Origin of the sequence: Flavobacterium sp. UMI-01 (assembly GCF_019656315.1) — a bacterium.
In the GTDB taxonomy this organism is placed as follows: Bacteria; Bacteroidota; Bacteroidia; order Flavobacteriales; family Flavobacteriaceae; genus Flavobacterium.
On record NZ_BPLU01000009.1, the window covers coordinates 15,117 to 41,008 of the forward strand.

The window sequence follows — 25,892 nt, forward strand, 5'->3', positions numbered from 1 at the left end:
AATACTTTTTTGTTTTCAAAAGTTTATAAAAAAAATCTACCCATTTGAGTAGATTTATGAAAGTTATTTGGTAGGTTGTTTTTTAAGTTCAGTCACATATTGAGTTAATTTTTTACCATAGAGCGATTGAGCTACTTTTTTGGACATCGTTCTTTGAATGGTATCTAAGTACTTAAGGTTTATGTCGTTTATTTCAGATAGCACAATATAAGGAGTTGCTTCGGCATCAGGATTATTTAGCGCAAAATTAGCCGTATAAAGGTATTTTCTTTTAATGTTTTGGTCAATTTTTTTATTAATACTATCCAATTTCGGGAGGTTTTGGAATTTCATCGCATAAAATTTGGCTTCTATTAAATCCAGATTTTCGTCCTTAAATTTGGTAGCCAGTTTTTTGTATTCTTCATAGACTTCTTGATTTTTAGAACCCGTAATTTTTGCAGAGGTGATATAAGAATCCAATTGTGTGTCAATATTTATCTTTCCTGGTTCAGCAAAAAACAGGATGTTGTTGTCCAGTGAATTTGTGACTCCACGATCCAAATACAAGTAAAGCATTTCAGGAGAATCTATAGTGATAGCCGTCTCAAAATTGGATTTACCATCAATTTTAATGCTATCAATGATTACTAGCGCACTGTCATTGAATCGTTGTATGTATAAGGTACCGTTTTTTAACCCTTTGATATTTCCTGTGATTTGTAGGTTACCCTGGCTTTCGTTTTTTGAACAAGCAGTAAATAAAAATATTGTAGTTATTATTGAAATAATCTTTTTCATGAATTGTATATAGTGTTAGATTTTATTTTTTATTATCCTTTGAGCCAAGAATTTCTTAACTTTTCTTTGTCTTGGCCTGCGGCTTTGAATGTTTCCGCGTCTTCATAAGGGAGTTTAACTTTTCCAGTGATGATTTGTTCTTTACCGTTGCGTTTAATTTTTACGCTTATCGGGTCATTTTCTTTCCAGTTCAAACTTTCATTCAATAAATCATATATGTTATCAAGATGGTAAGCTTTATTGTTAATGCTTACAATGATATCGCCTCCTTTAAGGTTTAATTCGTTGAAAAAAACATTTAATTCAATGTCGGGTAAAACGATAATTTCTTTGGTTTCAGGGATGATATTGATATAGGGGTTTTGCCCTTTGATAAATAATGGCGCTACTACTTTTTCGGTAGTCGTAACAACACCTACTCTCGCTAAATAATCTTTATAAGGAATAGGCGTAGGACCAGCAACATACGTTCTTAAGAAGTTGCCTACTTCTGGATAGGTGAGTTCAGTAATTTTATCAAAAAGTTCTTGATCGTCAAAAGGCTTATTGATACCGTATTCATGCGATAGTTGACGCATTAAATTCAGAATGCCTTTTTCGCCATTACTTTTTTCACGTATAATAATATCCAAACACATTCCTATAAGTGTTCCTTTTTCATAAACATTTAAATACTGTTCTTTGTAAGGGCTTTCCAAAACATTAGCACTCATGGTTGTAAAGGGCATAGAGTCATTTAAAGTGCTGGCACGTTCTATTTTTTCGGAAATACGGGAGTAAAATTCATCTTCGGTAATGAGTCCTTGATTGATTTGAAATAGATTAGCAAAATATTCTGTTACTCCTTCGTACATCCACAGATGCTGGGACATTTTTGGGGCATTGTAATCAAAGAATTGTATTTCCTTCGAATGAATGGTTAATGGGGTAACAATATGGAAAAATTCATGTGAAACGACATCTTTCATTTGATTGATTAATTGGTCCACAGGCATCACTTCAGGAAAAACAACAGTAGTAGAAGTAGGATGTTCTAAGGCACCAAAACCATGTGCATCTTTTCCTTCGATATCAGATAAATACAATAATACCGCATATTTTTTTGTAGTGTTGATGGAGCCTAAAAACTTTTTTTGAGCCGTCATCACGGTTTTCATGGCAGGTGTAATGCTTTCGGCTGTAATTTTGCCTGTGGGCGAATAAACACTAATGAGGATTTCCATATCATCTACGGTAAATGTAGTGAAGTTAGGTTTGGCGTACATAATAGGATGCTCTACTAACTCGGAATATTTGGAAGTGACATATACATCATTAGTAGTACTAGGATCCATGTCGGTCATAGACGTTGCCCCCCATAATTGCGAAGGATGTGAAATCTGTAATTTATATGGAACAGTTGTTAGGTTTGAGAAATAACCAACAAAACAATGGGTATTCAAAAAAATGTTTTTATTGGCTAAAATATTTGAACCTGCTGGTGAAAAAATGTCTCCTTCGCCAAATTCCGTTCCTTTTTCAGTATCAAAAGTGTCATTTACCCAATAACTGATTTTAGTCAATGCTTTGGCATTTTTAATAGACCAATTGTTGTCATCTGTTTTGGTAACCGCTAATGGATGTCCATTTTTGTCAAACGCTTTAAAGTCATCGATGTATTTTCCATAGTTGTCTATAGAATATGTTCCCGGGATGATTTTAGGTAACGAAAAAATGATTTCTTCTGAAGTAATTTTTGGAGGGGTGAGCGTTACCAAAACTTTATCATTTTTGATGTCAGACAAATTGATGTTAACTTGGATTTCTTGTTTTGAAGACGAATTGTTAATTGTAGTTTTACAACTCCATAAAAAAGTTGTGACAGTAATCAGTAAGAATATTTTTTTCATTTGTAAAGGGTGTTTTTTTAACCAATTCATGAGTGGTTGATTTTGTTCTGGTTAAAAAAAAGCACTCCTTCAATGGAGTGCTTTGGCTAGAATTATTAGTCTAATTTATTTTTTATATAATACTTTCCATCCAAATCATCGTCAAAATCATCAATTTTAAGAGGTTTGGGTTTTGGTTTACTTGCCGTTGCTTTTTTCTTCCACATTTCATATTTTTCAACGGGCATCTTTTTTTTCATAATTTCTAGAACCTCTTTTTCAACTAGTCCAAATTCTTTTTTGATTATTTCAAAAGGATTCCTTTCTTCCAGGGCTAAAGTAACAAGTTTTTCTGTTTGTTCCCAGTTCAGTTCTTTGCGGCTACTCTTTTTCATCACGCGAAAATTAATTCAAATTGGTTTTAATGATTATATAGATGAATCTATTTATATACCAATATTAATAAAAATTATAATTGGTTGTAATGAAACCATAATTTTTTTTGTAAAAATTATTAGTATTTATTGATGGGTAGGGTTTAGAAATCTATTTTTTATCAAAAATAAATAGTTCATCACTTTTTATTGCTATTCATTAAAAATATGGCAAAAAGAATGAGGATAATTCCTGACCATTGGAGCCAGGTAACGGATTCATTTAGTAGGAGGTACGCCATAAATACAGATACAGGGAGTTCAATAGAAGAGACAATACTCCCTAATCCAATTCCGGTGAGCGGAAATCCAGCATTGAGTAATAATGGTGGTATGATAGTCCCAAAAAGGGATAATACCAAACCCCATTTGTAAAAAATACTAAAATCATAAGCGGTATCTTGATAAAAAAGGCCAAACAACAAGACTATAATAGCGCCTCCAATGAGCATATATAAACTGCGTTGTACCGTGGGGAGTGTGGTAACGATGCGATTGGCAGTAAACATGGTGGTCGTAAATGATGTCGCAGCCAATAAGCCAAAAAGAACCCCTCTCCAGTCCATTTGAAATTGGTTTTCTATTATGTTTGTGGCCAATAATGTTCCTAATAGTACAATACCTACTGCTGTAATTTTTTGTAGAGAAGGCCATTTTTTTAGCAAAATCATTTCAAGTACCACAGCCATCCATACGGTTTGCATTAACAGTACGATCCCAATTGAAACAGGAATGTAGATAACTGATAAATAATAGAATACACTAGTAAACCCCATAGAGGTACCCGCAAGCATTAATTTCAAAATATTGCTACTAGAAGGTTTTGGTACGGACTTTTTGAAAATGTATTTTTGAAAAAAGGAAATGAGTAAGAGCCCAATAATTCCTAAAAGGAATTGAGATGAGGAAACTTCGGCGGTGGTATATCCCTCATTGTAGGCGATTTTGACAAAAGTAGCCAATACGCCATAACTACTTGCTCCAATGCTTACTAATAAAACCCCTTTGAATACACTGTTTTTAAACATTTCTTATTTAAATATGCAGGTAAAGATAGGGGTTTCGTTAGTGAATTAGCAAGCTTTGTTTTTAAAATAAGCCACTCAAAGGTTTGTTTTTGATGCCAATTTTAGTGTAATCGAAATCTAATTTTTGTTGTAAGATAGAAGCATATACACTTCTAAAGTCGATTTCGTATTTCAAATCACCATTATCTAAATCAACTAAATTAGGATTGTTTCCAATAATTTTTCCTTTGTTATTTCCGCCGATGATGAACATGGGCGCTGCTTTACCGTGGTCGGTTCCGTTCTTATTGTCTTTCACACGACGTCCAAATTCTGAGAAAACTACAACGGTAACATTCTGTAATAAGTTGGCTTTCTTTAATTCTTCATAAAAACTATACAAAGAATCGTTTAACTCGGTTAATTTGTTGTTATGAGTAGGCAATTGATTGTCGTGAGTGTCAAAACCATTTAATGAGGTGTAATACACTTTTGAGTTTAAGTTTCCTTTTATCAAACGTGCAATCCATTCCAGGTTTTTACCTAATCCTGTTTTAGGATAAGTCGTTTCGGTGGTAGATTTGGCTAAGGCTTTTTGAATTTCATCTGAACCTTCAACAACCGAATCAGCAATTTTTCGAACAAAATCCAAGGAAGGATTTTTAGACAACTGGGCACTATCTTCAGCCTCTTTTTTTATCTTAAAACGCATGGGGTCTTTAACCGTAATTGCATTAGGTTCTTTCCCTTTTAGAGATAAATTATCGGTGTTGTCTATATTGATTCCAGCAATTGGATTGTGTTCTTTACACTGCAAGTCCAAATAACGGCCTAACCAACCTTCGTTGATGTATTGAGTAGCATCCGAAGCGGTAAGCCAGATTTCTTGTGAGCGAAAATGGGAACGATTAGGCTGTGGATATCCTACGTTTTGAATTACAGATAAATCACCGTTTTGTAACATTTTAGCAAAACCTTTCAGCGCAGGATGAAAAGCCATTCCTTTATCAGCAGCCAGTACGTCTTGTTTTGAAAGGGCAATTTTTGGTCTTAAAAAATAATAATTAGGGTCTTCAAAGGGAATAAACGTATTCAATCCATCATTTCCACCATTGAGTTGTACAAAAACCACACATTGGTCGCCCATAATTAAATTTTGTTGCGTACCAAAGGCATGTAAAAAATCAGGTAGAAGTAAGGATCCACCAGTGAAAGTTCCAGTTAGGGCTAAAAAATTTCTTCTATTCATGATGATGGATTTTTAGATTAATTGAAATTCGGGTAATTTGATAATGGTGTTGAATAATCGTAAAACTGCTTGATCTGCATTTTTTGCTTGGACATCAAAATCATATTTGAGTACCGTTTCGAGATCTTTTTGAGTATTACTTTCCACTTGAAATAACAATCTATCTGTTAATTCCCCAATGATTTGTTTGTTGTCAGCGCCTTTCCATTCTAGCTTGATAGTCGTTTCTTTTACCTTGGCGTTCTCTGCTTTTGAGTAGTCTTTTAAGATACGCTGGTTTAATACTTTGCCATTGGTAAGCAAGTAAGCAAGGTTGTTTCGTTGCAAATAGATTTGCGAGGTTAACCATGATTTTCCGCCATCCCAACCTTTAACATTGGGCTGATTGAATAAATCCATGTTTTGCTGTTTTAAGAAAAAAGCGAGGTAATTGTTGTTTTTTAAATCAATATTTAATTCAGAAACTAATTGAACACTATACTCTAATGGATTTTTTATTTTGGAACCTGCTGTGTTTTTTTCAAATTCCTCTGTGAAAATTTTAGTCAATAACGGTTTTATTTCATAATCTACAGACCTGAAATAATCTCCATAATAGGTTACTAATTTTTCGCTTGGGTCATCATAAATAAACCATTTTAAGATTTTGCGCGTCACAAAGTAAGGTGCATTTTTTTGTTGAAAAATGATATCTACCATTTCGTCCACTTTGAAAATACCTTTTTGTCCAAAATAAGTAATCGTGTCGTTGTCCATAAAGGGCTTGTAGTAAGTCGCTTTTTTGTCGCCAATGCTCAAGCCAGCGAGACCTTTAGCACCATTTTGGATGTCGTCTTCGGTATAATTTCCAATACCAATAGTAAAAAGTTCCAGCAATTCACGACTTAAATTCTCGTTTATTTTTCCTTTTTTATTGTCGTTGTTGTCTAGATAACGCACAACAGCATTGGATTGAACCATTTGTTTGGTAAGTTCTCTAAAGTTACCAAAAGCGTTTTCTCTTAAAATTTGATTGTGCTGATAAATCCAATAATTGTTTTTTACTTTTTGAAAAGTAGCCACATAATGGTTATGCCAGAAACAAACCATTTTCTCTCGTAAGGGAAATTCGTCAGACATCATTTTGTCTAACCACCACGATTTCAGTTCAACGTTGGTTTCAATTCCTTCTTTTAGAATTTGTCTTTTGGCTTCTTGATCCCCGTCTTTTATTTTTTGTCTCACCTCTTTTAACTCAGCCATGGTTTTGGGGCTGTTATCAAGTAAGCTTGGGATTTTTTTGTCAATTGGTGCTTGGAAAGATTGTTCCAAAAATTTTTGTATCCCTAATTTTTCGATTACAGGAGCTTGTTTATTTGAAAAACCTAATCGTAGCGACCACAGCGAATTGCGATTCATAACTTTTTTATTTTTTAGGTTAATAGCACTGTTTTCAAAAAGGCATAAGAGGTCTTTTATAGAACAGTTTTTTTTAATAGGTTGTTCTATAGGATGCTAATTTGCGAAAAAGGTTTAAAGCTTAAGAATTTTTTTTGATAATGCCACTCAAATGTACTTTTAACGCTTGAACGGATATGCTAATTTCCCAAAATGAAAGCCCCAATGAAATCAACAAGCTGAACAAACTAAAACCAAATAAATACAACGCAATTTCTTGTTGGTTGATGTACAAAAGCAACATTGAAAATACCGATAAAAACAAACTACAAACACCAAATAATTGCATGTAACGAATTAGTGTTAGTCTTAAATTAAGGTTTTTAATTTCTAATAAAATGATGCGGCTTTCTTCTTTTTCGTAGGTGTCTTTTAAACTTCTTACAATAGTGGCCACAGTCAAAAAACGATTTGTATAAGCCAATAATATTAAGGAAGTGGCAGAGAATAATAAGGCCGGTGTTTCTATTTGTAAGGTCATGAGCGTCTTTAAATAATTGCGTGTTGCTCAAAGTTCGTGATTCTAATTTAAAAAAAAGCATGTCCATAAAACAAAATGACCTATAGCCTAAAGTTTTCTGATTTTGACTTGCTTAGAATTTTAGGGTAGTTGCTCGATGCTAGTGATACAGATGGGTTCTTTTGAAGTGTGGGGTATTTAAGCTAGTAATTTTTTTATCAAATCCAGGTTGGTGGAGTTGTCATTCTTGATTGTCAAAAAATATTTAGTTTGCCAATGTTGTGTTTTTTGAGCTTGTTTATTTGTGGTAATGTCCCAAGGTGGATAAACTCTAATGCCACGTTTGCCTTCTGTGCTGTTTTGAGTTATTATACCTTTATCCGCTAGAACCGATTTTGGAAAAATAAACTGTCCAAAGTTTTCGTTATACCTAGTTGTAATAATTACAAAATCAAAAGGATCCGTATTGTCAAATGGTTTTGTTATTCCTTTTTTGTTTCGTTTCCAAATCGTTACAAACTGCCCTGTTTTTGTTGGAGTCATTTTAGAAATTCGTTGTTCAATTCTCTTGCCGTTGAGGACAAAAGTACAAGCTCCATATTCTTTGCTTTCTGAGTTTTGTATCAAGTTTTTGAATTCAAAATCACATTTGTCATATACTAATTCTTTTGCGATTTTTAGGTCGCTGTAAATTGAGTTTAAAAGCGTCAAAGTGTTTTCTGTTGTCATTTATGCTGTCACTATTATGTTATTCCGCTTTGCATTGTCAGGAGACTTTGGGGATAATTTCGTTAGTAAGGAACTTTTAAAATTGCGCAAAATCAGAGACGTTTGCGAAGCACTTATAATAATGTTTAGGCACAGTCGAAAAGGGGGGGCTTTTTACAACCTGGAAACTGCACTTTTAAGGCTCTTTATTTTTGAATCCTAAATTCTTGTGGGGGGTGCAACGGCTACGTGTGTTGGCAGATGTAGCTTTATAGTTCGATTTGGATTTTTACTTTTCCTCCAAGTCCTTTTTCAACTATGTCATATAAAGTTTTAAGAGTTAAATTACTTCCGTTATTTTCAATTCTAGATATATATTCTCTTTTTTTTGCAACTAATTCGCCCAATTCAGTTTGCGTCAAATGCTTTTCTTCACGAGCTTTTTTCAAAAGTAAACCAATTTTAAAACCTTGGAATTCTCTTTCAAGTTCGTCACGTCTTTCGGTTCCTTTTTCACCGTAAACATTATTTTTAATTTCTTTCCAACTTTTAGTTTCCATAATTATTTAGATTTTTCATTGTAATATTTTGTCATTAAGCCCAAAGCTTTTTCAATTTCATTTTTTGGTGTTTTCTGCGTTTTCTTTTGAAATCCATTTAACAGAATCACAAGTTTTCCATTGTCAAAGAAACAAAACACTCTCCAGATATTAGAACCAAGTTGGATTCGTGCTTCATATAAGCCGTTTGTTCCTTCCATTGATTTTAAATAGTTTGAAGGAACTCTTTCTAAAGTTTCGATAGCTTCAATTATTTTGAATATTTTATCTTGAACCTTTTTTGGTTGTTCTAAGAGAAAACTTTCAAAGTGATTTTCAAATGCTATAACTTCACGTACTTTCATTTTTTCAAAGGTAACTTAAAAGTTACTTTATTTCCAAATTTTTAGTTGTTTATTTTAGTCCGGCGGTGCTATATCTGCCAACTCATAAATATCTTCAACTCAATTGCGGTAATCGAACTATTTTTAGTCTAGATTTAAGAAATTGAGTTGCATTTCATTTGTTTTCAAATATAATTAAAATTAAGAATTAACTTAAGTTTGCTTTTGATACTTTTCAAAAACATATTCTTTTTTAGACACATTAGAACAGCAAACCGTAATTGAGTAAAATAACCATGATTTTTAGCCCCGATAGCAGTGAAAATCCTCTTGTATGGCGATAGCAAATACAAGAGATTGTAACGAATAGCGGGAGAGTTAATCAATAGAAACCAAATCGTTCTGCTTCAATACAAAAAAAAACCTGCCAGTTTGCACTAGCAGGTTGGTTTTGTTATTCTTGAAGATTCCGAAACAAGTTCGGAATAAGCGATTCACGCCATTTTATGCCATAAAATGGGTTCTCTATTTATTTAATCAATTCAAAACTACGTTTTACGAAGGCAGTCAAGGCTTCACCTTTTAATAAGTTTTGAGATAGTTTAGCCAAATCAAGGGCTTGTTTTACCAAACTTTCTTGAGCGGTTTTATCAGTGTTGTTCAAAATACTGCTGGCCAATTCAGAGTTGGTGTTCACCACTAAATTGTACATTTCTGGCATGTTGCCCATTCCGAACATTCCGCCACCACCGGATTGACTCATTTCTTTCATACGACGCATAAACTCAGGTTGCGTGATGATAAATGGCGCGGCTTGACTGTCCAAAGCTTGTAATTGAACTGTATAGTTTTGTTTTGGAACGATGGCTTCAACAACTGATTTTAAGTTGTTTTGTTCGTCTTCTGATAATTTTGAAATGGCAGCTTCTTCTTTTTTGATTAAGTTGTCAATATGATCAGCATCCACACGAGCAAAAGTCAAATCTTTATTGTCGCTCTCAATTTTTTGAATCAAGTGCGCAATGATAGGTGAGTCTAATAATAGTACTTCGTATCCTTTTTCTTGTGCAATTTCGATGTACGAATGTTGTGCTTCTTTGTTTCCTGCATACAGTACTACGGTTTTACCGTCTTTGTCTGTTTGTTTTTCTTTGATTGCTTCTTTAAGTTCCTCTAACGTGAAGAATTTGTCATCAACGGTTGGGTACAATACAAAAGCACCTGCTTTTTCGTAGAATTTGTCTTCGGATAGCATTCCGTATTCCAACACGATTTTGATATCGTTCCATTTCTTTTCAAATTCAGCACGGTTTTCATTGAAAAGTGATTTTAATTTATCAGCGACTTTACGGGTGATGTAGTTGGAAATCTTTTTCACTGCACCATCCGCTTGTAAGCTAGAACGAGACACGTTCAATGGAATGTCTGGAGAGTCAATAACTCCTTTCAACATCGTCAAGAATTCAGGTACAATTCCTTCTACGTTATCGGTAACATACACTTGGTTTTGGTACAACTGAATTTTGTCTTTTTGGATTTGCATGTCAGCCCCTAATTTTGGGAAATACAAAATACCAGTAAGGTTGAATGGGTAGTCAACATTCAAATGAATGTGAAATAAAGGCTCTTCAAACTGCATTGGGTACATTTCGTGGTAGAAACCTTTGTAATCCTCATCGGTTAATTCTGTTGGCGCTTTAGTCCATGCAGGATTGGTGTTGTTGATGATGTTGTCCACTTCGATAGTCTCAGGAGTATAATCTTCAGGAGCATCTTCTGGTTTAGGAAGTGTTTCTTTTTTGGTTCCAAATTTAATTGGAATAGGCATGAACTTATTGTATTTGTTTAAAAGTTCACGAATTTTAAATTCTTCTAAAAATTCTAATGAATCTTCGGCGATGTGTAAGATGATTTCAGTACCTCTTGAAGTTTTGTCAGCAGGTTCTAATGAAAATTCAGGACTTCCGTCGCAAATCCAGTGTGCTGCTGGCTCGTCTTTGTATGATTTGGTGATAATTTCCACTTTGGAAGCGACCATAAAGGCAGAGTAGAATCCAAGACCAAAATGACCAATGATGCCAGAGTCTTTAGCGGTGTCTTTGTATTTTTCTAAAAATTCTTCAGCACCAGAAAAAGCCAGTTGATTAATGTATTTTTCTACTTCATCAGCTGTCATACCAATACCTTGGTCAATAATGTGCAGTTTTTTGCCTTCTTTGTCAATTTTTACTTCAATAATGGGATTGCCATATTCAACTTGGGCTTCGCCAATACTGATGAGGTGTTTTAACTTAGTGGTTGCATCTGTCCCATTCGAAATTAATTCACGTAAGAAAATCTCGTGATCACTATAAAGGAACTTCTTGATTAATGGGAAGATGTTTTCTACTGAAACATTAATTTTTCCTGTTGTCATATTTAAAATTTTTATAATGGGTTTTACAATCTAAATCGGTTATAGTCAAATAAAATACCAATTGTAATCAAGGTGACAAAATGGCGTACTGAAAATATTGGAATAAAAAAAGGGAATTTTGAAACTTAATTAATAGGGATGGTTGTATCTTTGTGTGAGTTTAACTATAAAATGATATCCTAATGAAAAAAATTATTTTAATCGGCGCTATGTCTTTAATGCTGTTTGCTTGTAAAACAAGTTCGATTACCAATACCAAATTGGATAAAAAATCAGAAGTTGCAATGAAAGGGAACTGGGTCATTACTTCGGTAACCTATCCAGGTTCTGATTATATCAAAGTGAATTCATTTCAACTAGCAGATTCAAAATGTTTTGAAGGAAGTGCTTGGAAGTTGGTTTCCAATAATAATAAAGGAACAATGGATTTAACTAGTGCCAATTGTGCGGCTTTCAGTTCGCCTATTACTTGGTTTGTAAATCAAGAAGGGCAATTTGTCTTGAAAGTTTTAAATGCGGGTGAAAAAGCTAAAAAAGTAAGAGACGGCTATGTCTTGACGGTAGCTAATCAAACAGAAACTTCTTTCCAATTGATTGATAAAATCAATGTAGGAGGAAAAATGACTGATGTTGTGTATCAATTTCAAAAAACAAATTAATTAAAATAAAAAGAGTATGAAAAAGTTTTCAATTATAGCTTTGGCATTGGTAATGTCAGTTGGATCCGTATTTACAAGTTGTGAATCCATTAAAAATACAAATAAAACGCAAAGAGGTGCTGGTATCGGTGCTGTAGCCGGTGCGGTTATTGGTGGCGTTTTAGGAAATAACCTGGGTAAAGGTGGTAATGGTGCCATGGGTGCTGTACTTGGTGGTGTTGTAGGTGGAGTTGCTGGTGGTGTTATTGGTAACAAAATGGACAAACAAGCACGCCAAATTGACCAAGCGCTACCTGGTGCAGAAGTAGAAAGAGTAGGGGAAGGAATCAAATTAGTGTTGAATGAAAATGCAGTACGTTTTGATACCAATAAATCTACTTTGACAGCTACTGCAAAAGCGAATTTGGATAAATTAGTTCCTGTTTTTCAAGAGTATGCTGATACTAATATTACTATCTTTGGTTACACTGATAGTACAGGTTCTGCTGATTATAACTTGAAATTATCAGGAGAAAGAGCGGCTTCGGTAAAAAGTTATTTGGCTTCAAAAGGATTAAAATCTTCAAGATTTACAGTTACAGGTTTAGGAATTGCTGATCCAATTGGTGATAACGGAACTGCTGAAGGTAGAAGTAAAAACCGTCGTGTAGAGTTTGCTATTACTGCAAATGAGAAAATGTTAGAAGACGCGCAAAAAGAAGCGAACAAACAATAAAAACAGCTTTAGCTATAAAGATTAAAAGGATTTTCAAACTACTGAAAATCCTTTTTTTATGAGAACATTTCAAAGATAAGTTGTGCTTTGATATTTGGAAATCTTATAGGGTTATGCACCGTATTTGATGAAAGAAATCTATCTTTGCACACTCAAAAAATAATACATTACAATGCTTCAAGTCCAAAATATATCCTTTGCTTATACGGATAAACCAATCTTAAAAAATATTGATTTCACTATAGAAAAAGGAGAAAACATAGCCGTAATAGGCGAAAGTGGTTGTGGAAAAAGCACGTTGCTAAAATTGATCTACGGTTTGTATGATTTAGATGAAGGAACGATTTTTTGGAAAGAACAGGAAGTGTTGGGGCCTAAATTTCATTTGGTTCCCGGAATGCCCTTTATCAAATACCTCTCTCAGGACTTTGATTTAATGCCTTATGTTACGGTTGCGGAAAATGTAGGCAAGTTTTTGTCTAACATTCACATGGAACAGAAAGAAGCCCGAATTCAGGAATTGTTAGCGATTGTTGAAATGACGGATTACGCTGATGTCAAGGCAAAATATTTGAGTGGAGGACAGCAACAGCGTGTGGCGTTAGCGAGAGCATTGGCCTTAGAACCTGAAATATTATTGCTAGACGAACCGTTTAGTCATATTGATAATTTTAGAAAAAACGCGCTACGTCGCAATTTGTTTTCTTATTTAAAGGCAAAAGAAATTACGTGCTTGGTAGCTACTCATGACAGTACTGATGCGCTTTCCTTTGCTGATAGAACCCTCGTGTTGCATCGAGGTGAAATCATCGATATGGCCGATTCTCAAAGTTTATACGAAAACCCTATTAATAAGTATGTGGCTTCTCTCTTTGGTGAAATCAACGAATTGCAATTGTCAGATCTTGTAGTGGTTGATGGTATCGATGAACAAGTCTTATTGTATCCGCATCAACTCAAAGTTGTTGAGAATGGCTTGATGCAAGTGGTGGTGAAACAATCTTATTTCAAAGGAAGTTATTATCTCATTAAAGCTGTTTTTAACAGAAAGGTTATTTTCTTTGAACACGACACCGCTCTAACACCCAATCAAGAAGTGCGGTTGATGATTGCGTAGTTTTTATTGGATGGAGGCTCATTTTTTCACACCGCAAAGACGCTAAGGCACAAAGATTTATTAGATTTCTTAGATTTATTCAATTTCTCTAATCTGTGTTCCATGATTTACCACAAAGATTTTCACCGAGGGGAAGCCAAGATTGTAAAGAAAAAAATCAGTTTTCATCAGTGTTTTAGCTTTAGCTAATCCGTTTCATCCGCGTCCCATTAAAATCAATTTTAAAATTAAAGTTCATAATTGCATAAAAAGTAGTAATTTGTGTGGTACTAATTTTTTATTCTTACAACTATGTTTCATTCCAAAATATCAGGTTTAGGTTTTTATGTTCCTTCTAATGTGGTGACCAATGATGATTTGTCAAAAGTTATGGATACGAATGATGCGTGGATTCAGGAGCGCACTGGGATTCAAGAACGACGTCATATAGTAAGGGGAGAAGATACCACCACCTCAATGGGAGTCAAAGCAGCTGAAATCGCTATTGAGCGTTCTGGTGTGGCTAAGGAAGCTATCGATTTTGTGGTTTTTGCCACCTTGAGTCCCGATTATTATTTCCCAGGTCCGGGGGTGTTGGTGCAACGTGATTTGGGTTTGCGCACAGTTGGAGCCTTAGATGTTCGTAATCAATGTTCGGGTTTTATCTATGCGTTGTCAGTAGCCGACCAGTATATCAAAACAGGAATGTATAAAAATATTCTAGTTATTGGTTCCGAAGTGCATTCAACAGGTTTGGACATGACTACTCGAGGACGCGGGGTTTCGGTGATTTTTGGTGATGGAGCAGGAGCTGCAGTTTTGAGTCAAGAAACGGATTTGACCAAAGGAATCCTTTCGACACATTTACACTCTGAAGGCGTTCATGCCGAAGAACTGGTTTTGAAAGCCCCAGGAATGGGCGGACGTTGGGTGACGGACATACTCGACGATAACAATCCCGAAGACGAAAGTTACTACCCGTATATGAACGGACAATTTGTGTTTAAGAATGCGGTAGTTCGTTTTAGTGAAGTTATTAACGAAGGCTTGAATGCCAATAATTTAACCGTTTCGGATATTGATATGCTGATTCCGCATCAAGCTAATCTTAGAATCTCTCAGTACATCCAACAAAAATTTGGACTCTCAGACGACCAAGTACACAACAATGTTCAAAAATACGGAAACACCACTGCAGCCTCTGTGCCTATCGCTTTGACTGAAGCTTGGGAACTAGGTAAAATAAAAAAAGGGGATACCGTTGTTTTAGCGGCTTTTGGTAGTGGCTTTACCTGGGCGAGTGCGATTATTAAGTGGTAGATTTTGAGGGTTTAATTGTTTAAGGGTTTAAAAGTTTAAGAGTTTAAGAGTTTAAAGGTTTAATTGTTTAAGGGTTTAAAAGGTAAACGGACGTTTTTGTTTTTAAAGGGTATTTACTGCAATTTTTTTTATTTTGGGCAAGGAGACTTGAGCAATAGTCGACAAGCGGAGCTAATCTCATCCGGTTATGTGTCTGTAGGACTGGAATCAACTACACTAAAATGACTTTTTACGACTTCAAAACCGCATTTTTAAGCCTCGTTATTTTCGCAAACTACAATATAGTACAAAAACAAAGCTCGCTTATCCCGAAGTTTCGGGAGTGGGTGAGAGGCGCAGTCTGTTAGTTCCGGGCGGACCCGCCTTCTCGATTACCAGTAGTGCTAGTTCTTACCATTTGTCATTTTTTATAGCTTCAACAGTATAATCCATTAATGTAATGAAAGTTGTGTCAATAATTTTGCCATTGACTTTATAAGCATTTTTACGAAATTCTTCTCTGTTATTTTTCAAAAGCAGCTGTTCTAGTGAAGTGGTAATTTCTGAGCCTAAACCTAAACCGCCACCGTAAAAAGTAGTACTCATGCCTTTTGAACTCAAATTCCAAATTGTAGCTCGATAACGATTTTCTTTAAATTCAATTTTGAATGAACCGCTGAACTTATTCGTTTCATTCAAAATAATAGGAGTTCCCATATAGGAAAATCCAGCTTTTTTATAATCCATAATTAAATTTGAAAATTCTCCGATGATTGAATTATCAGTTATGCTGGTTATCTTCAGATTGTTCCTATTCTCTATTTCAGTTTTTATTATTTCTTTCGTTTTTGGAGTTTCAAATACTTTATTCCAAGTTACTTGACGATTGCTAAGCGTAAAGTTTTCCATTTGTGCGGATGTAATATTGGAGCAAATTAGTAAGATGACAAAAAAAAATTTATTCATTTTAAAAAAAAATTAATTGGTTTAATGTTTAGTTAAGGGCATTACTGCTAATGTCAGTCTGTGAAAAACTAACATTTATTTCAGTCAAATATAAGTAAATACTTTTATTGTTAGTAAGAAAAGTTGTGTATTTAAGGGTGCGGTATATCACAGGAATTCCTCGTAGTCAAATGATTTTTTCTTTAGAAGTTTTGGGAGCTTAAACGAGCTTGTTTATATGATTATTTTTTAGATCCTAATTTTTTATAGGGGTAGTAAAACGGCTACTTGTGTTAGGGGCAGTTTGTTATTTCTCAAATTCTTTTAGGTATTCAATGATATCATTAGTAACGTTTACAGAATTTGTCATTTTAATAAATGTATCAGGTTGTCTTATACTCAAGAATTCAATCATAAACCAGTATTCATTCAAATGAATTGGTTTTAATTCATTCATTAAGTCACAAGGGCAAGAATGATTTGTTTTAAAAACTTTATCATATACCTGTTCATAATATTTAGAATTTACAGAATCTTCATTTTCCATTTCTGGTACGGTAATTTCAGTTTTGATACTCTCATCAATAAATATTGCTATTTGTTTATTCATTGAATAAGCTATCATAATTTCTGTTATTGTACCAAATTGTTGCTTGTCTTCTAAATATGCAACTAAAAGATTTGATTGCGATATCATTCTAAAATCTGACTGGACTGTTTCTGATAAATAAATTCCTGTGTGATCGCAACCAGCAAACTCGGGATGATAAAAACCAATTTTATTCTTTAGTTTAGAAGAATTTAATTCTAAATCATGTCTCCATTTTGTAATTTCTCCTCTTAAAGCTACAGATGGCATTTTACCAGCAGTGTAGATTTGTAAATCGGTGGAGTTTTTTATTGAATAAATTTGTTCGCTACGTTCTTCATTTTTGAAATAAAATTTGTACAGACTTGGTTCTCTTTTTAATTGGCTTTCGAGCCAATCAATATCGTTTACTAAAATTTTAAATGGAAAGTCTTTTCTTATTCCATCTATCCAATCTACAACGTTTGGCTTCAAAGTATTTGACAGAATAACTAAATAATAATCTATTTTGTGCATTCTAATTTTATTCAGTTCTGAACTTAAATCATCAATCGAAAGATTTGTTTTTACCAATCTTTTACACTGAATTATCCAATTTTGAGTTTCTTTTGAACCAAAGAATAGTTGCGTTTGCTTTTGAGCCGTAATATCACGACCTCGATCGCCTGATCCCCCCATTCTTCTTATGTTATAAAAGCCTTCACTTCTCATTATATCAGAACATAATTGTTCAAATCTTTCAGGAGAAATTTTTTCCCAGTTAACTGTCATTTTTTGATTTTTTTTAAATTGCGCCTAACTTATTTATATCCTCAGTTTTCATTCTCTAATCTGAGCCTATAAAACCAATTTTGGTAAGACAGACTCAATTCTAGTTGCGTTTTATTGCTACGGCTAATATATTCATTTTTTCTTACAAATTTATTTAAGCTAATTTAAAAATAATAACGCCATTTGTAGCCCTGATCGAAGCGGCATCCTCTTGTGCAGCGATAGCAGGCACAAGAGATAGAGCGGAGAGCAGGAACAATCGCAAATAAGGTGCACGAATCGGTCTGCTCCAAAAAAGAAGTAAAGCGTTTGAAATGACAATCGGCTAGGTCAGTTTTCTTTAATTTTCCTTCCCTTAGAACCCTGAACAAATAACGCAGCACTCTTTTCCCATTTGGTCCATAATGCCTATATTTGCAGCCATTAAAAAAGCAACAAAATGACATTATCCGAAATTCTAACGCCTTCTATCCAGAAAGCGGTTCAAGATTTATTTGAGGTTACTATTGAAAAAGTGGAGTTTCAAGCCACTCGTAAAGAGTTTGAAGGCGATATTACGATGGTGATTTTTCCGTTATTGAAATTGGTAAAAAGCAACCCTGTAGAATTAGGAAATAAAATTGGGAACTACTTAGTCGAAAATGTGACGGAGGTAGCCAAATTTAATGTGGTTTCAGGGTTCTTGAATATCGTGATTTCGGATGCGTATTATTTGAATTTCTTCAACGAAATCAAAGCTGTAGAAAATTATGGTTTTGTAACCCCAAGTCCAGATGACAAAGCAGTAATGGTTGAATATTCGTCACCTAATACCAATAAACCACTGCATTTAGGACACGTACGTAACAACTTATTAGGATACTCTGTAGCGGAGATTATCAAGGCTTCGGGTAAAAAAGTATATAAAACCCAAATCATCAACGACAGAGGAATTCACATCTGTAAGTCGATGTTGGCTTGGCAAAAATTTGGCGGAGGCCAAACCCCAGAAACTTCAGGTTTAAAAGGAGATAAATTAGTTGGTAACTTTTATGTGGCTTTTGATAAAGCGTACAAAGAGCAAATCAATCAATTGATGGCGGAAGGAAAAACCGAAGAAGAAGCTAAAAAACAAGCACCTATTATTCTAGAAGCTCAAGAAATGCTTTTGAAATGGGAAGCTGGTGATGAAGAAGTGATTGCACTTTGGAAAACTATGAACCAATGGGTGTATGATGGTTTTGCAGCTACTTATATGGCTATGGGTGTTGATTTTGATAGCTATTACTACGAAAGCAATACTTATTTATTAGGGAAAGATGTTGTCCAAATGGGACTGGAAAAAGGGATTTTTGAAAAAGACCCTGATGGTTCGGTTTGGATTGATTTGACTGCCGAAGGACTGGATCGTAAAATCGTGTTGCGTTCTGACGGGACAGCGGTTTATATGACACAGGACATTGGGACTGCGATTCAACGTGTGAAGGATATGCCGGATGTAGGCGGAATCGTTTACACGGTGGGGAATGAGCAAGATTACCACTTTAAGGTGTTGTTTTTGATTTTGAAAAAACTAGGTTTTGACTGGGCGGCTAACTTATTCCACCTTTCGTACGGAATGGTAGATTTGCCATCGGGTAAAATGAAATCACGAGAAGGAACTGTAGTCGATGCCGATGATTTGATGCAGGAAATGACCGATACCGCTCAAAAAATTTCGGAAGAATTAGGAAAACTCGAAGGCTATTCAGACGACGAAAAAATGAAGTTGTACAAAACCATCGGTTTAGGGGCTTTGAAATATTATATCTTAAAAGTAGATCCTAAAAAACGAATTCTGTTCAACCCAGAAGAATCGGTTGATTTTGCTGGAAATACAGGGCCTTTTATTCAATATACTTACGCCCGCATTCAATCTATCATTCGCAAAGCTGATTTTGATTTTAGTGTCGCTTCAACTGTAGTGGATTTGCATGAAAAAGAAAAGGAATTAATCAAGCAATTGGAGTTGTTTCCTGAAGTGATTCAAAACGCAGCTCAGAATCACAGCCCTGCTTTGATTGCCAATTATACCTATGATTTGGTGCGTGAGTACAACTCGTTTTACCAAGCGGTGCCTATCCTTGGTGAAGCCGAATCAAACAAAAAAATATTCAGAGTGCAACTTTCTAAGCGAGTAGCCGACACGATAGCGGATGCTTTTAGTTTATTAGGGATTAATGTTCCTGAGAGAATGTAATTTTTGATAAAATAAAAGTCTCTAAAAAATCATTTTTCTAGTAAAAGTGGTAAATATTGAGAAGTTAATAAAAAGATTAATTCGGAAGATTTCGGGTTAATCTTTTTTTATGGTTGAAACTAACTGTCGGTGAAATAAGTTACTTTTGATACTACGCAAAGAACGATTCGTGTCTAGTTTGTGCAGAAATGTTTTGAAGTAGTTGTTTTTAAAAAAGAATCCAAAAATTTAATTGTTGTTTTATGAAATTAATGTTTCATCTTCTTCTTTTGTTGTTAGTGCCTATTGGTTATGCCCAAAATAAAGAGGAGTCAAAAGAAAATCAAAAGGTGGTTTTGTCCAAACAAGTGGATTCGGCCAATTCGGCTGTGTTAACGGCCTACAATCAAAAGCTGAAAGTGCTAGAACAACAGCGCGTTGACGATTCCATAAAGCAGGCTAAATTGCAAAGTCAATTAGAGAAACTCAGTACAACAGACAATATTCAGAAATCTAAATTGCTGAATCAGTTAAATGAGATTTCAGAAAAAGAAACCCAACGTTTTGAGGCCAAAAAAAGAGCTATTGATTCTTTGCGAAAAACGGCAAAATCGTTTCCTGTTAAAGGTTTTTTTAGCGACACTTTATTTGTAATCTACAGCAAATTAGGGAGTTTTTCCATCCAAGATAGAGCAGTGGCCATTTCGAATAGAATCGAAAAACTAGCCGAAAATTATCAGTTTAAAAAAGAGTCGCTACAGGTGGTGGAATCGGAGAGTACTGTTGATTTGATTTTTGGCGAAAGCATCATCATCAGTATTTCTGAAAACGATGCTATTTGGAACAATACCACTAAAAAAGCCTTGGCACAAAAATACAAGGGAATTATCGAAGATGCGGTAATTAAGTACCAGTCGGAAACCAGTTTTGAGACTTTGGCCAAAGAAATAGCTTTGGCACTTTTAGTTATTGTGGTGGTTTTTGGAATTATTCGTTTCATTAGAAAAGGATTTGACCTATTGAATGCAAAAATTAGCAGTCAAGAGGGAAAATTGCTAAAAGGAATTACCATAAAAAATTATACGTTGTATGACGCAAGCAAACAAGTTAAGGTGTTTGTCAGACTAAGTAACTTTGTAAAATGGGTATTGATATTATTGGCAATTTATTTGGCTTTGCCTGTATTGTTTGGGATTTTTCCATGGACCAAACATTTTACCTATTCGCTTATCGAATACATCAAAAGTCCTGCTAAAAAAATAGTTCTTGGGGTATGGAATTATTTGCCTAATTTAATTACGATTATTGTAATCGTGTTATTTTTTAAATACGTGCTTCGTTTTATCCATTTTTTGAAATCAGAAGTGGAAAATGAAAAATTACAACTTTCGGGATTTTATCCTGATTGGGCCAATCCTACCTATCAAATCATTAGAGTGATACTGTATGCTTTCATGGGAATTGTCATTTTTCCGTATCTGCCAGGAAGTGATTCGCCCGTCTTTCAAGGGGTTTCGGTATTTTTAGGGGTGTTGTTTACCTTTGGTTCGTCGGGTTCTTTATCGAATGTTGTAGCAGGATTGGTGTTGACGTATATGCGATTGTTCAAAATTGGGGATAGAGTTAAAATTGGAGAAGTTTTTGGCGATGTAATCGAAAAATCGATGTTGGTTACCCGAGTGAGAACGACCAAAAATGAAATTATTTCTATACCCAATTCGACGGTAATGAATAGTCATACGATTAATTATAGCAGTGACGCTCCTACAAATGGTTTGATTTTGCATACCACGGTAACCATAGGCTATGATGTGCCTTGGAAAAAGATGCATCAAACCTTAATAGAAGCCGCTGAACGTACTGAATGGATTCAGAAAACACCTGCTCCATTTGTTTTGCAAACCAGTTTGGAGGATTTTTATGTGTCGTATCAAATCAATGCCTATACCAAAGAGGTGAGTAAACAAGCACTGATTTATTCGCTATTGCATGCCAATATTCAGGATTGTTGTAATGAAAATGGTATCGAAATATTGTCACCGCACTATAGAGCAGCAAGGGATGGAAGTCATACCACAATTCCTGAGGATTATTTGGATAAGAACTATCAAGCGCCTAAATTTAATGTGACGGTATCTAAAGAGGAATAATTATGAATGAATCGATTGAAAAATATTTATTTGACCCCACAGTAGGCAAAATTTCTACCATAGTTATTGGGATTGTTGTTATTTGGCTCGTTGTGCGCTTGATACAACGCAATTTGTTGTCAAGGATTCAGGGGAATGACAATAGTTATAGGGCTAAAAAGATTAGCAATTATGCGGGTTATCTATTAACTATTGTGTTGGTTACTGTAGTTTTCAGTGATAGACTTGGTGGTTTAACAGTAGCTTTAGGAGTTGCAGGTGCGGGAATTGCTTTTGCCTTGCAAGAGGTGATTGCTTCCTTTGCGGGTTGGCTAGCCATTATGTTTGGCGATTTTTATAAAACAGGTGATCGTGTGCAGCTGGGAGGTATCAAAGGCGATGTGATGGATATTGGAGTTTTGCGCACTACCATCATGGAAACAGGACAATGGGTAGATGGCGATTTGTACAACGGAAGAATCGTTTTGATAGCCAATAGTTATGTGTTCAAAGAACCGGTTTTTAATTATTCTGGGAATTTTCCGTTTTTATGGGACGAAATAAAAGTACCTGTTCAGTACGGTAGCGATTATGAAAAGGCTAAGACTATTTTGTTGGAAATAGGAAAAAATGTAGCTGGAGATTTGACCCAGCAATCGCGAGAAAAATGGAGCGAAATGCAAAATAAATTTCGATTAGAGGATGCGCAAACAGAACCTATGGTTTCGCTTATTGCAAATGATAATTGGGTGGAATTTACCTTGCGTTATGTGGTGGGGTATAAAAAAAGACGGGCCACTAAAACCGAATTGTTTACCCAAATTTTGAGTGCTTTTGAAGCGACAAATGGAGCGGTTAAATTTGCTTCGGCCACTTTTCATCTGGTGGAAGCGCCTGATTTGAATGTGAATATCAAAAAATAGATTTCTTATCAGCAAGATGAAATAAGGCGACTTCAAACTCGTTTTGAGGCAGTTTTTTTGTTTGTCTTTGAAACTTAGAACCTTTGTACCTAAGGAACTTTGTATTATCTTTGCACTTCCTAAAAAACAACAATAACATGTTTGATAATTTAAGCGATAAACTAGACAAAGCCTTTCATATACTTAAAGGACACGGAAAAATCACCGAAGTAAACGTTGCAGATACCTTGAAAGAAGTGCGTCGTGCCTTACTTGATGCCGATGTGAACTTTAAAATTGCCAAAGATTTTACGGCTCGAGTAAAAGAAAAAGCCATTGGTCAGGATGTATTAACGACATTACAACCAGGTCAGTTGTTGGTGAAATTAGTCAAAGACGAGTTGACTGAGTTAATGGGTGGAGATGTTGCAGGAGTCAATCTTTCTGGAACTCCTTCCGTAATTTTGATGTCAGGTTTACAAGGTTCTGGTAAAACGACTTTCTCTGGAAAGTTGGCGAATTATTTGCAAACAAAAAAGAGTAAAAAACCACTTTTGGTGGCTTGTGATATTTATCGTCCTGCTGCAATCCAACAATTGTATGTAGTAGGAGATTCGATTGGTGTTGAGGTGTACTCAGAACCAGAAAATAAAAATCCAGTTGAAATAGCTCAAAACGCTATCAAGCATGCTAAAGCCAATGGTTTTAACGTGGTGATTGTCGATACCGCTGGTCGTTTGGCAGTAGATCAAGAAATGATGGACGAGATTGCTCGTGTTCACGATGCGATTAAACCACAAGAAACCTTATTTGTTGTGGACTCGATGACCGGTCAAGATGCGGTGAATACGGCTAAGGCTTTCAATGATATCTTAAATTTTGACGGGGTTATCCTAACGAAGTTAGACGGAGATACTCGTGGTGGTGCGGCGTTGTCTATTAAAACAGTCGTTAACAAACCGATTAAGTTTGTAGGTACAGGTGAAAAAATGGATGCTATTGATGTATTCTATCCTGTGCGTATGGCTGAACGTATCCTTGGAATGGGAGACGTTGTTTCGTTAGTGGAAAGAGCACAAGAGCAATTCAACGAAGAAGAAGCCAGAAAATTACAAAAGAAAATTGCTAAAAATGAATTTGGTTTTGACGATTTCCTAACTCAAATTCAGCAAGTGAAAAAAATGGGTAATATGAAAGACTTGGTCGGAATGATACCAGGTGCTTCAAAAGCCATGAAAGATGTAGAAATTGAAGACGATGCGTTCAAACATATCGAAGCCATTATCTACTCGATGACACCAATTGAAAGAAAAAAACCTGCAATAATTGATGTGAAACGCAAAGCCCGAATCGCGAAAGGTTCAGGAACCAAAGTGGAACAAGTAAATCAATTGATGAAACAGTTTGACCAAATGAGCAAAATGATGAAGATGATGCAAGGGCCAGGAGGTAAAAACCTAATGAAAATGATGGGGGGTATGAAAGGCGGAATGCCGGGTGGAATGCCAGGAATGAGATAATAATTAGTTCAAGGTTTAAAAGTTTAAATTAGTTTAAAGTTTTGAACTCCAATTTTTAATATTACCTTAATTGTTCTATGAAGTTTATTTTAAAATCATTCAAGATTTTAAACTTCTAAGCTTCTAAACTTTAAACAAAAAAACAATGCAAATACTAGACGGAAAAAAAACATCAGACGATATAAAAAACGAAATTGCTGCTGAAGTGCTGCAAATGAAGGCTAATGGAGAAAAAGTACCTCATTTAGCTGCCGTAATTGTTGGGAATGATGGTGCCAGTTTGACTTATGTAGGAAGCAAAGTGCGTTCTTGCCAACAAATTGGTTTTGAATCTACCTTAGTGAGTATGCCAGATACCATTACAGAGCAAGAGTTATTGGATAAAATCCACGAATTGAACACAGATGATAACCTAGACGGATTTATCGTTCAGTTGCCATTGCCTAAACATATCGATGAAGAAAAAATTCTTTTAGCTATCAACCCTGAAAAAGATGTAGATGGTTTTCATCCAACTAATTTTGGACGTATGGCGCTTGAAATGGAAACGTTCTTGCCTGCTACTCCGTTTGGAATAATGGAATTGTTAGAGCGTTACAAAGTAGAAACTTCAGGAAAACATACCGTTGTTATTGGTCGTAGTCATATTGTGGGACGTCCTATGAGTATTTTGTTAAGCCGCAAAGGATATCCTGGGGATTCCACAGTTACATTGACACACAGTAGAACTAAAAACTTGGCAGAATATACCAAAAATGCCGATATTATCGTTACGGCATTGGGAGTGCCAGAATTTTTAAAAGGAGATATGGTCAAAGACGGTGTTGTGATTATCGACGTGGGAATTACCAGAGTAGAAGACGCTTCAAACCCTAAAGGCTATGTGATTAAAGGGGATGTTGATTTTGCTGAGGTAAGTCCAAAATCATCGTTTATAACGCCAGTTCCCGGAGGTGTTGGTCCAATGACCATAGCCATGTTGCTTAAAAACACACTTTTGGCTCGAAAAATTAGAGCCAGAAAGAATCAATAAATTTAAAACCTGCTCCTCAAGCAGGTTTTTTTTATGTATGTTGTTTTTTTAATTTCCTATCCTTTTTTACAATAAAAAAAATATCTTTACGGGGCTTGTTTGGAGCAAAAGCATCGGGCTTTTTTAAAATATTGTCCCGCTTTCCGCTTCAATCTTATGGTGGCATAAGGCCGCCACCATAAGGATTTCCGCTTCAATCGGGGCTAGAAACAAGCATTTAGAGTTTTTAAAACATAAATAATAATTAATTATAAACCCTAATTTTATCGTAATGGATTATCCAACGTTACAAAACACCCAAATCAATTCGGTTCCCTTTGTCTTTATTGATAACAAAACCGTATCTTATCCTGTAGCGCCACTTGTATCGGCTAAATTTTATGAAGTTAATGGTGTTAAAACATTAAAAATAAGAGTGACCTTATACATCGATTCGAATGTGACTACCAATCCTAGAGTCGAAACGCCTACCGAAAACGGAAACCAATTAGAATTGTATTTTGATTATGATTATACAGAGGAAATACCAACAAGTTGCAACGTTTGGTATGTAGAGCTAGATTATACTTCAGCAACCGTTGCTAATATTGAAACCGTAGTGTCTTACCTCAAAGATCTTGATCCAGAAACTTCTCGAGCAACAAAAACTACTCCTTAAATAAAGAACAAACTAAGTAATAAAAACGTTCCATTAATTTTTTAATTGAACGTTTTTTTGATTGTCAACAATTAATATTCTGATTTTGAAAAGTAAACTGCTTATACTAATGCTTTTAATGTTTTCATTTATTCTTT

The 25,892-nt window shown here is 35.1% G+C and carries 23 protein-coding genes; 10 read left to right on the forward strand and 13 right to left on the reverse strand.

The window, feature by feature from the left end; translation table 11 throughout:
- Nucleotides 1-63: 63 nt before the first annotated feature.
- The 11 genes from K5R64_RS06455 to htpG form a co-directional block, all read right to left on the reverse strand.
- Complete coding sequence (locus tag K5R64_RS06455) at nt 64-780, reverse strand: DUF4369 domain-containing protein (protein WP_220762004.1); 717 nt, start codon at nt 778-780, stop codon at nt 64-66.
- Between the two features lie 32 nt (nt 781-812).
- A complete protein-coding gene (locus K5R64_RS06460; RefSeq protein ID WP_220762005.1) occupies nt 813-2,669 on the reverse strand; it encodes a peptidase M61 in 1,857 nt (618 codons plus the stop codon).
- Nucleotides 2,670-2,764: 95 nt separating this feature from the next.
- The gene (locus tag K5R64_RS06465; protein ID WP_220762068.1) at nt 2,765-3,043 is read right to left on the reverse strand and encodes a DUF2805 domain-containing protein; all 279 of its coding nucleotides are present in this window, start codon (nt 3,041-3,043) and stop codon (nt 2,765-2,767) included.
- Between the two features lie 179 nt (nt 3,044-3,222).
- Nucleotides 3,223-4,110: a DMT family transporter gene (locus tag K5R64_RS06470; protein WP_220762006.1), complete on the reverse strand. Its 888-nt coding sequence runs from the start codon at nt 4,108-4,110 to the stop codon at nt 3,223-3,225.
- A 61-nt stretch (nt 4,111-4,171) separates the two neighbouring features.
- The gene (locus K5R64_RS06475; RefSeq protein ID WP_220762007.1) at nt 4,172-5,338 is read right to left on the reverse strand and encodes a DUF1501 domain-containing protein; all 1,167 of its coding nucleotides are present in this window, start codon (nt 5,336-5,338) and stop codon (nt 4,172-4,174) included.
- 12 nt (nt 5,339-5,350) lie between these two features.
- Nucleotides 5,351-6,736 carry a DUF1800 domain-containing protein gene (locus K5R64_RS06480; RefSeq protein WP_220762008.1) on the reverse strand — a complete coding sequence of 462 codons (1,386 nt, stop codon included), beginning with the start codon at nt 6,734-6,736 and terminating at the stop codon, nt 5,351-5,353.
- A gap of 121 nt (nt 6,737-6,857) precedes the next feature.
- Nucleotides 6,858-7,256: a DUF2721 domain-containing protein gene (locus tag K5R64_RS06485; protein WP_220762009.1), complete on the reverse strand. Its 399-nt coding sequence runs from the start codon at nt 7,254-7,256 to the stop codon at nt 6,858-6,860.
- A 177-nt stretch (nt 7,257-7,433) separates the two neighbouring features.
- The gene (locus K5R64_RS06490; RefSeq protein WP_220762010.1) at nt 7,434-7,964 is read right to left on the reverse strand and encodes a MepB family protein; all 531 of its coding nucleotides are present in this window, start codon (nt 7,962-7,964) and stop codon (nt 7,434-7,436) included.
- A gap of 248 nt (nt 7,965-8,212) precedes the next feature.
- Nucleotides 8,213-8,503 carry a helix-turn-helix domain-containing protein gene (locus K5R64_RS06495; RefSeq protein ID WP_220762011.1) on the reverse strand — a complete coding sequence of 97 codons (291 nt, stop codon included), beginning with the start codon at nt 8,501-8,503 and terminating at the stop codon, nt 8,213-8,215.
- Between the two features lie 2 nt (nt 8,504-8,505).
- Nucleotides 8,506-8,847: a type II toxin-antitoxin system RelE/ParE family toxin gene (locus tag K5R64_RS06500; protein ID WP_220762012.1), complete on the reverse strand. Its 342-nt coding sequence runs from the start codon at nt 8,845-8,847 to the stop codon at nt 8,506-8,508.
- Between the two features lie 508 nt (nt 8,848-9,355).
- Nucleotides 9,356-11,242, reverse strand: a complete 1,887-nt coding sequence (gene htpG / locus K5R64_RS06505; protein WP_220762013.1) for a molecular chaperone HtpG — start codon at nt 11,240-11,242, stop codon at nt 9,356-9,358.
- A gap of 182 nt (nt 11,243-11,424) precedes the next feature.
- On the opposite strand from htpG, the gene K5R64_RS06510 reads away from it, so the two are divergent.
- The 4 genes from K5R64_RS06510 (at nt 11,425) to K5R64_RS06525 (ending at nt 15,032) form a co-directional block, all read left to right on the forward strand.
- On the forward strand, nt 11,425-11,901 hold the full coding sequence (locus tag K5R64_RS06510) for a lipocalin family protein (protein ID WP_220762014.1): 477 nt from the start codon (nt 11,425-11,427) through the stop codon (nt 11,899-11,901).
- A 16-nt stretch (nt 11,902-11,917) separates the two neighbouring features.
- On the forward strand, nt 11,918-12,616 hold the full coding sequence (locus K5R64_RS06515; RefSeq protein ID WP_220762015.1) for an OmpA family protein: 699 nt from the start codon (nt 11,918-11,920) through the stop codon (nt 12,614-12,616).
- A gap of 172 nt (nt 12,617-12,788) precedes the next feature.
- Nucleotides 12,789-13,733, forward strand: a complete 945-nt coding sequence (locus K5R64_RS06520) for an ABC transporter ATP-binding protein (RefSeq protein WP_220762017.1) — start codon at nt 12,789-12,791, stop codon at nt 13,731-13,733.
- 291 nt (nt 13,734-14,024) lie between these two features.
- Nucleotides 14,025-15,032 (forward strand): 3-oxoacyl-ACP synthase III family protein, encoded by a 1,008-nt coding sequence (locus tag K5R64_RS06525; protein ID WP_220762019.1) that lies wholly within the window; start codon nt 14,025-14,027, stop codon nt 15,030-15,032.
- Between the two features lie 390 nt (nt 15,033-15,422).
- On the opposite strand, the gene K5R64_RS06530 is transcribed toward K5R64_RS06525, so the two are convergent.
- Nucleotides 15,423-15,977 (reverse strand): hypothetical protein, encoded by a 555-nt coding sequence (locus K5R64_RS06530; protein WP_220762021.1) that lies wholly within the window; start codon nt 15,975-15,977, stop codon nt 15,423-15,425.
- Nucleotides 15,978-16,263: 286 nt separating this feature from the next.
- Nucleotides 16,264-17,316: a restriction endonuclease gene (locus tag K5R64_RS06535; protein ID WP_220762023.1), complete on the reverse strand. Its 1,053-nt coding sequence runs from the start codon at nt 17,314-17,316 to the stop codon at nt 16,264-16,266.
- A gap of 439 nt (nt 17,317-17,755) precedes the next feature.
- Between K5R64_RS06535 and argS the strand changes: the two genes are divergently transcribed.
- The 6 genes from argS to K5R64_RS06565 all read left to right on the forward strand — a co-directional run bounded on the left by argS (nt 17,756) and on the right by K5R64_RS06565 (nt 25,755).
- Entirely contained in the window at nt 17,756-19,534 is a 1,779-nt protein-coding gene (gene argS / locus K5R64_RS06540; protein ID WP_220762025.1) for an arginine--tRNA ligase, read from the forward strand.
- A 242-nt stretch (nt 19,535-19,776) separates the two neighbouring features.
- Nucleotides 19,777-21,663, forward strand: a complete 1,887-nt coding sequence (locus K5R64_RS06545; protein ID WP_220762027.1) for a mechanosensitive ion channel family protein — start codon at nt 19,777-19,779, stop codon at nt 21,661-21,663.
- A gap of 2 nt (nt 21,664-21,665) precedes the next feature.
- Entirely contained in the window at nt 21,666-22,565 is a 900-nt protein-coding gene (locus K5R64_RS06550) for a mechanosensitive ion channel family protein (RefSeq protein WP_220762030.1), read from the forward strand.
- Nucleotides 22,566-22,702: 137 nt separating this feature from the next.
- Nucleotides 22,703-24,064 (forward strand): signal recognition particle protein, encoded by a 1,362-nt coding sequence (ffh, locus tag K5R64_RS06555; RefSeq protein WP_220762031.1) that lies wholly within the window; start codon nt 22,703-22,705, stop codon nt 24,062-24,064.
- Nucleotides 24,065-24,209: 145 nt separating this feature from the next.
- Complete coding sequence (locus tag K5R64_RS06560) at nt 24,210-25,097, forward strand: bifunctional 5,10-methylenetetrahydrofolate dehydrogenase/5,10-methenyltetrahydrofolate cyclohydrolase (RefSeq protein ID WP_220762032.1); 888 nt, start codon at nt 24,210-24,212, stop codon at nt 25,095-25,097.
- Nucleotides 25,098-25,368: 271 nt separating this feature from the next.
- Nucleotides 25,369-25,755 (forward strand): hypothetical protein, encoded by a 387-nt coding sequence (locus tag K5R64_RS06565; protein ID WP_220762033.1) that lies wholly within the window; start codon nt 25,369-25,371, stop codon nt 25,753-25,755.
- Nucleotides 25,756-25,892: the final 137 nt, after the last annotated feature.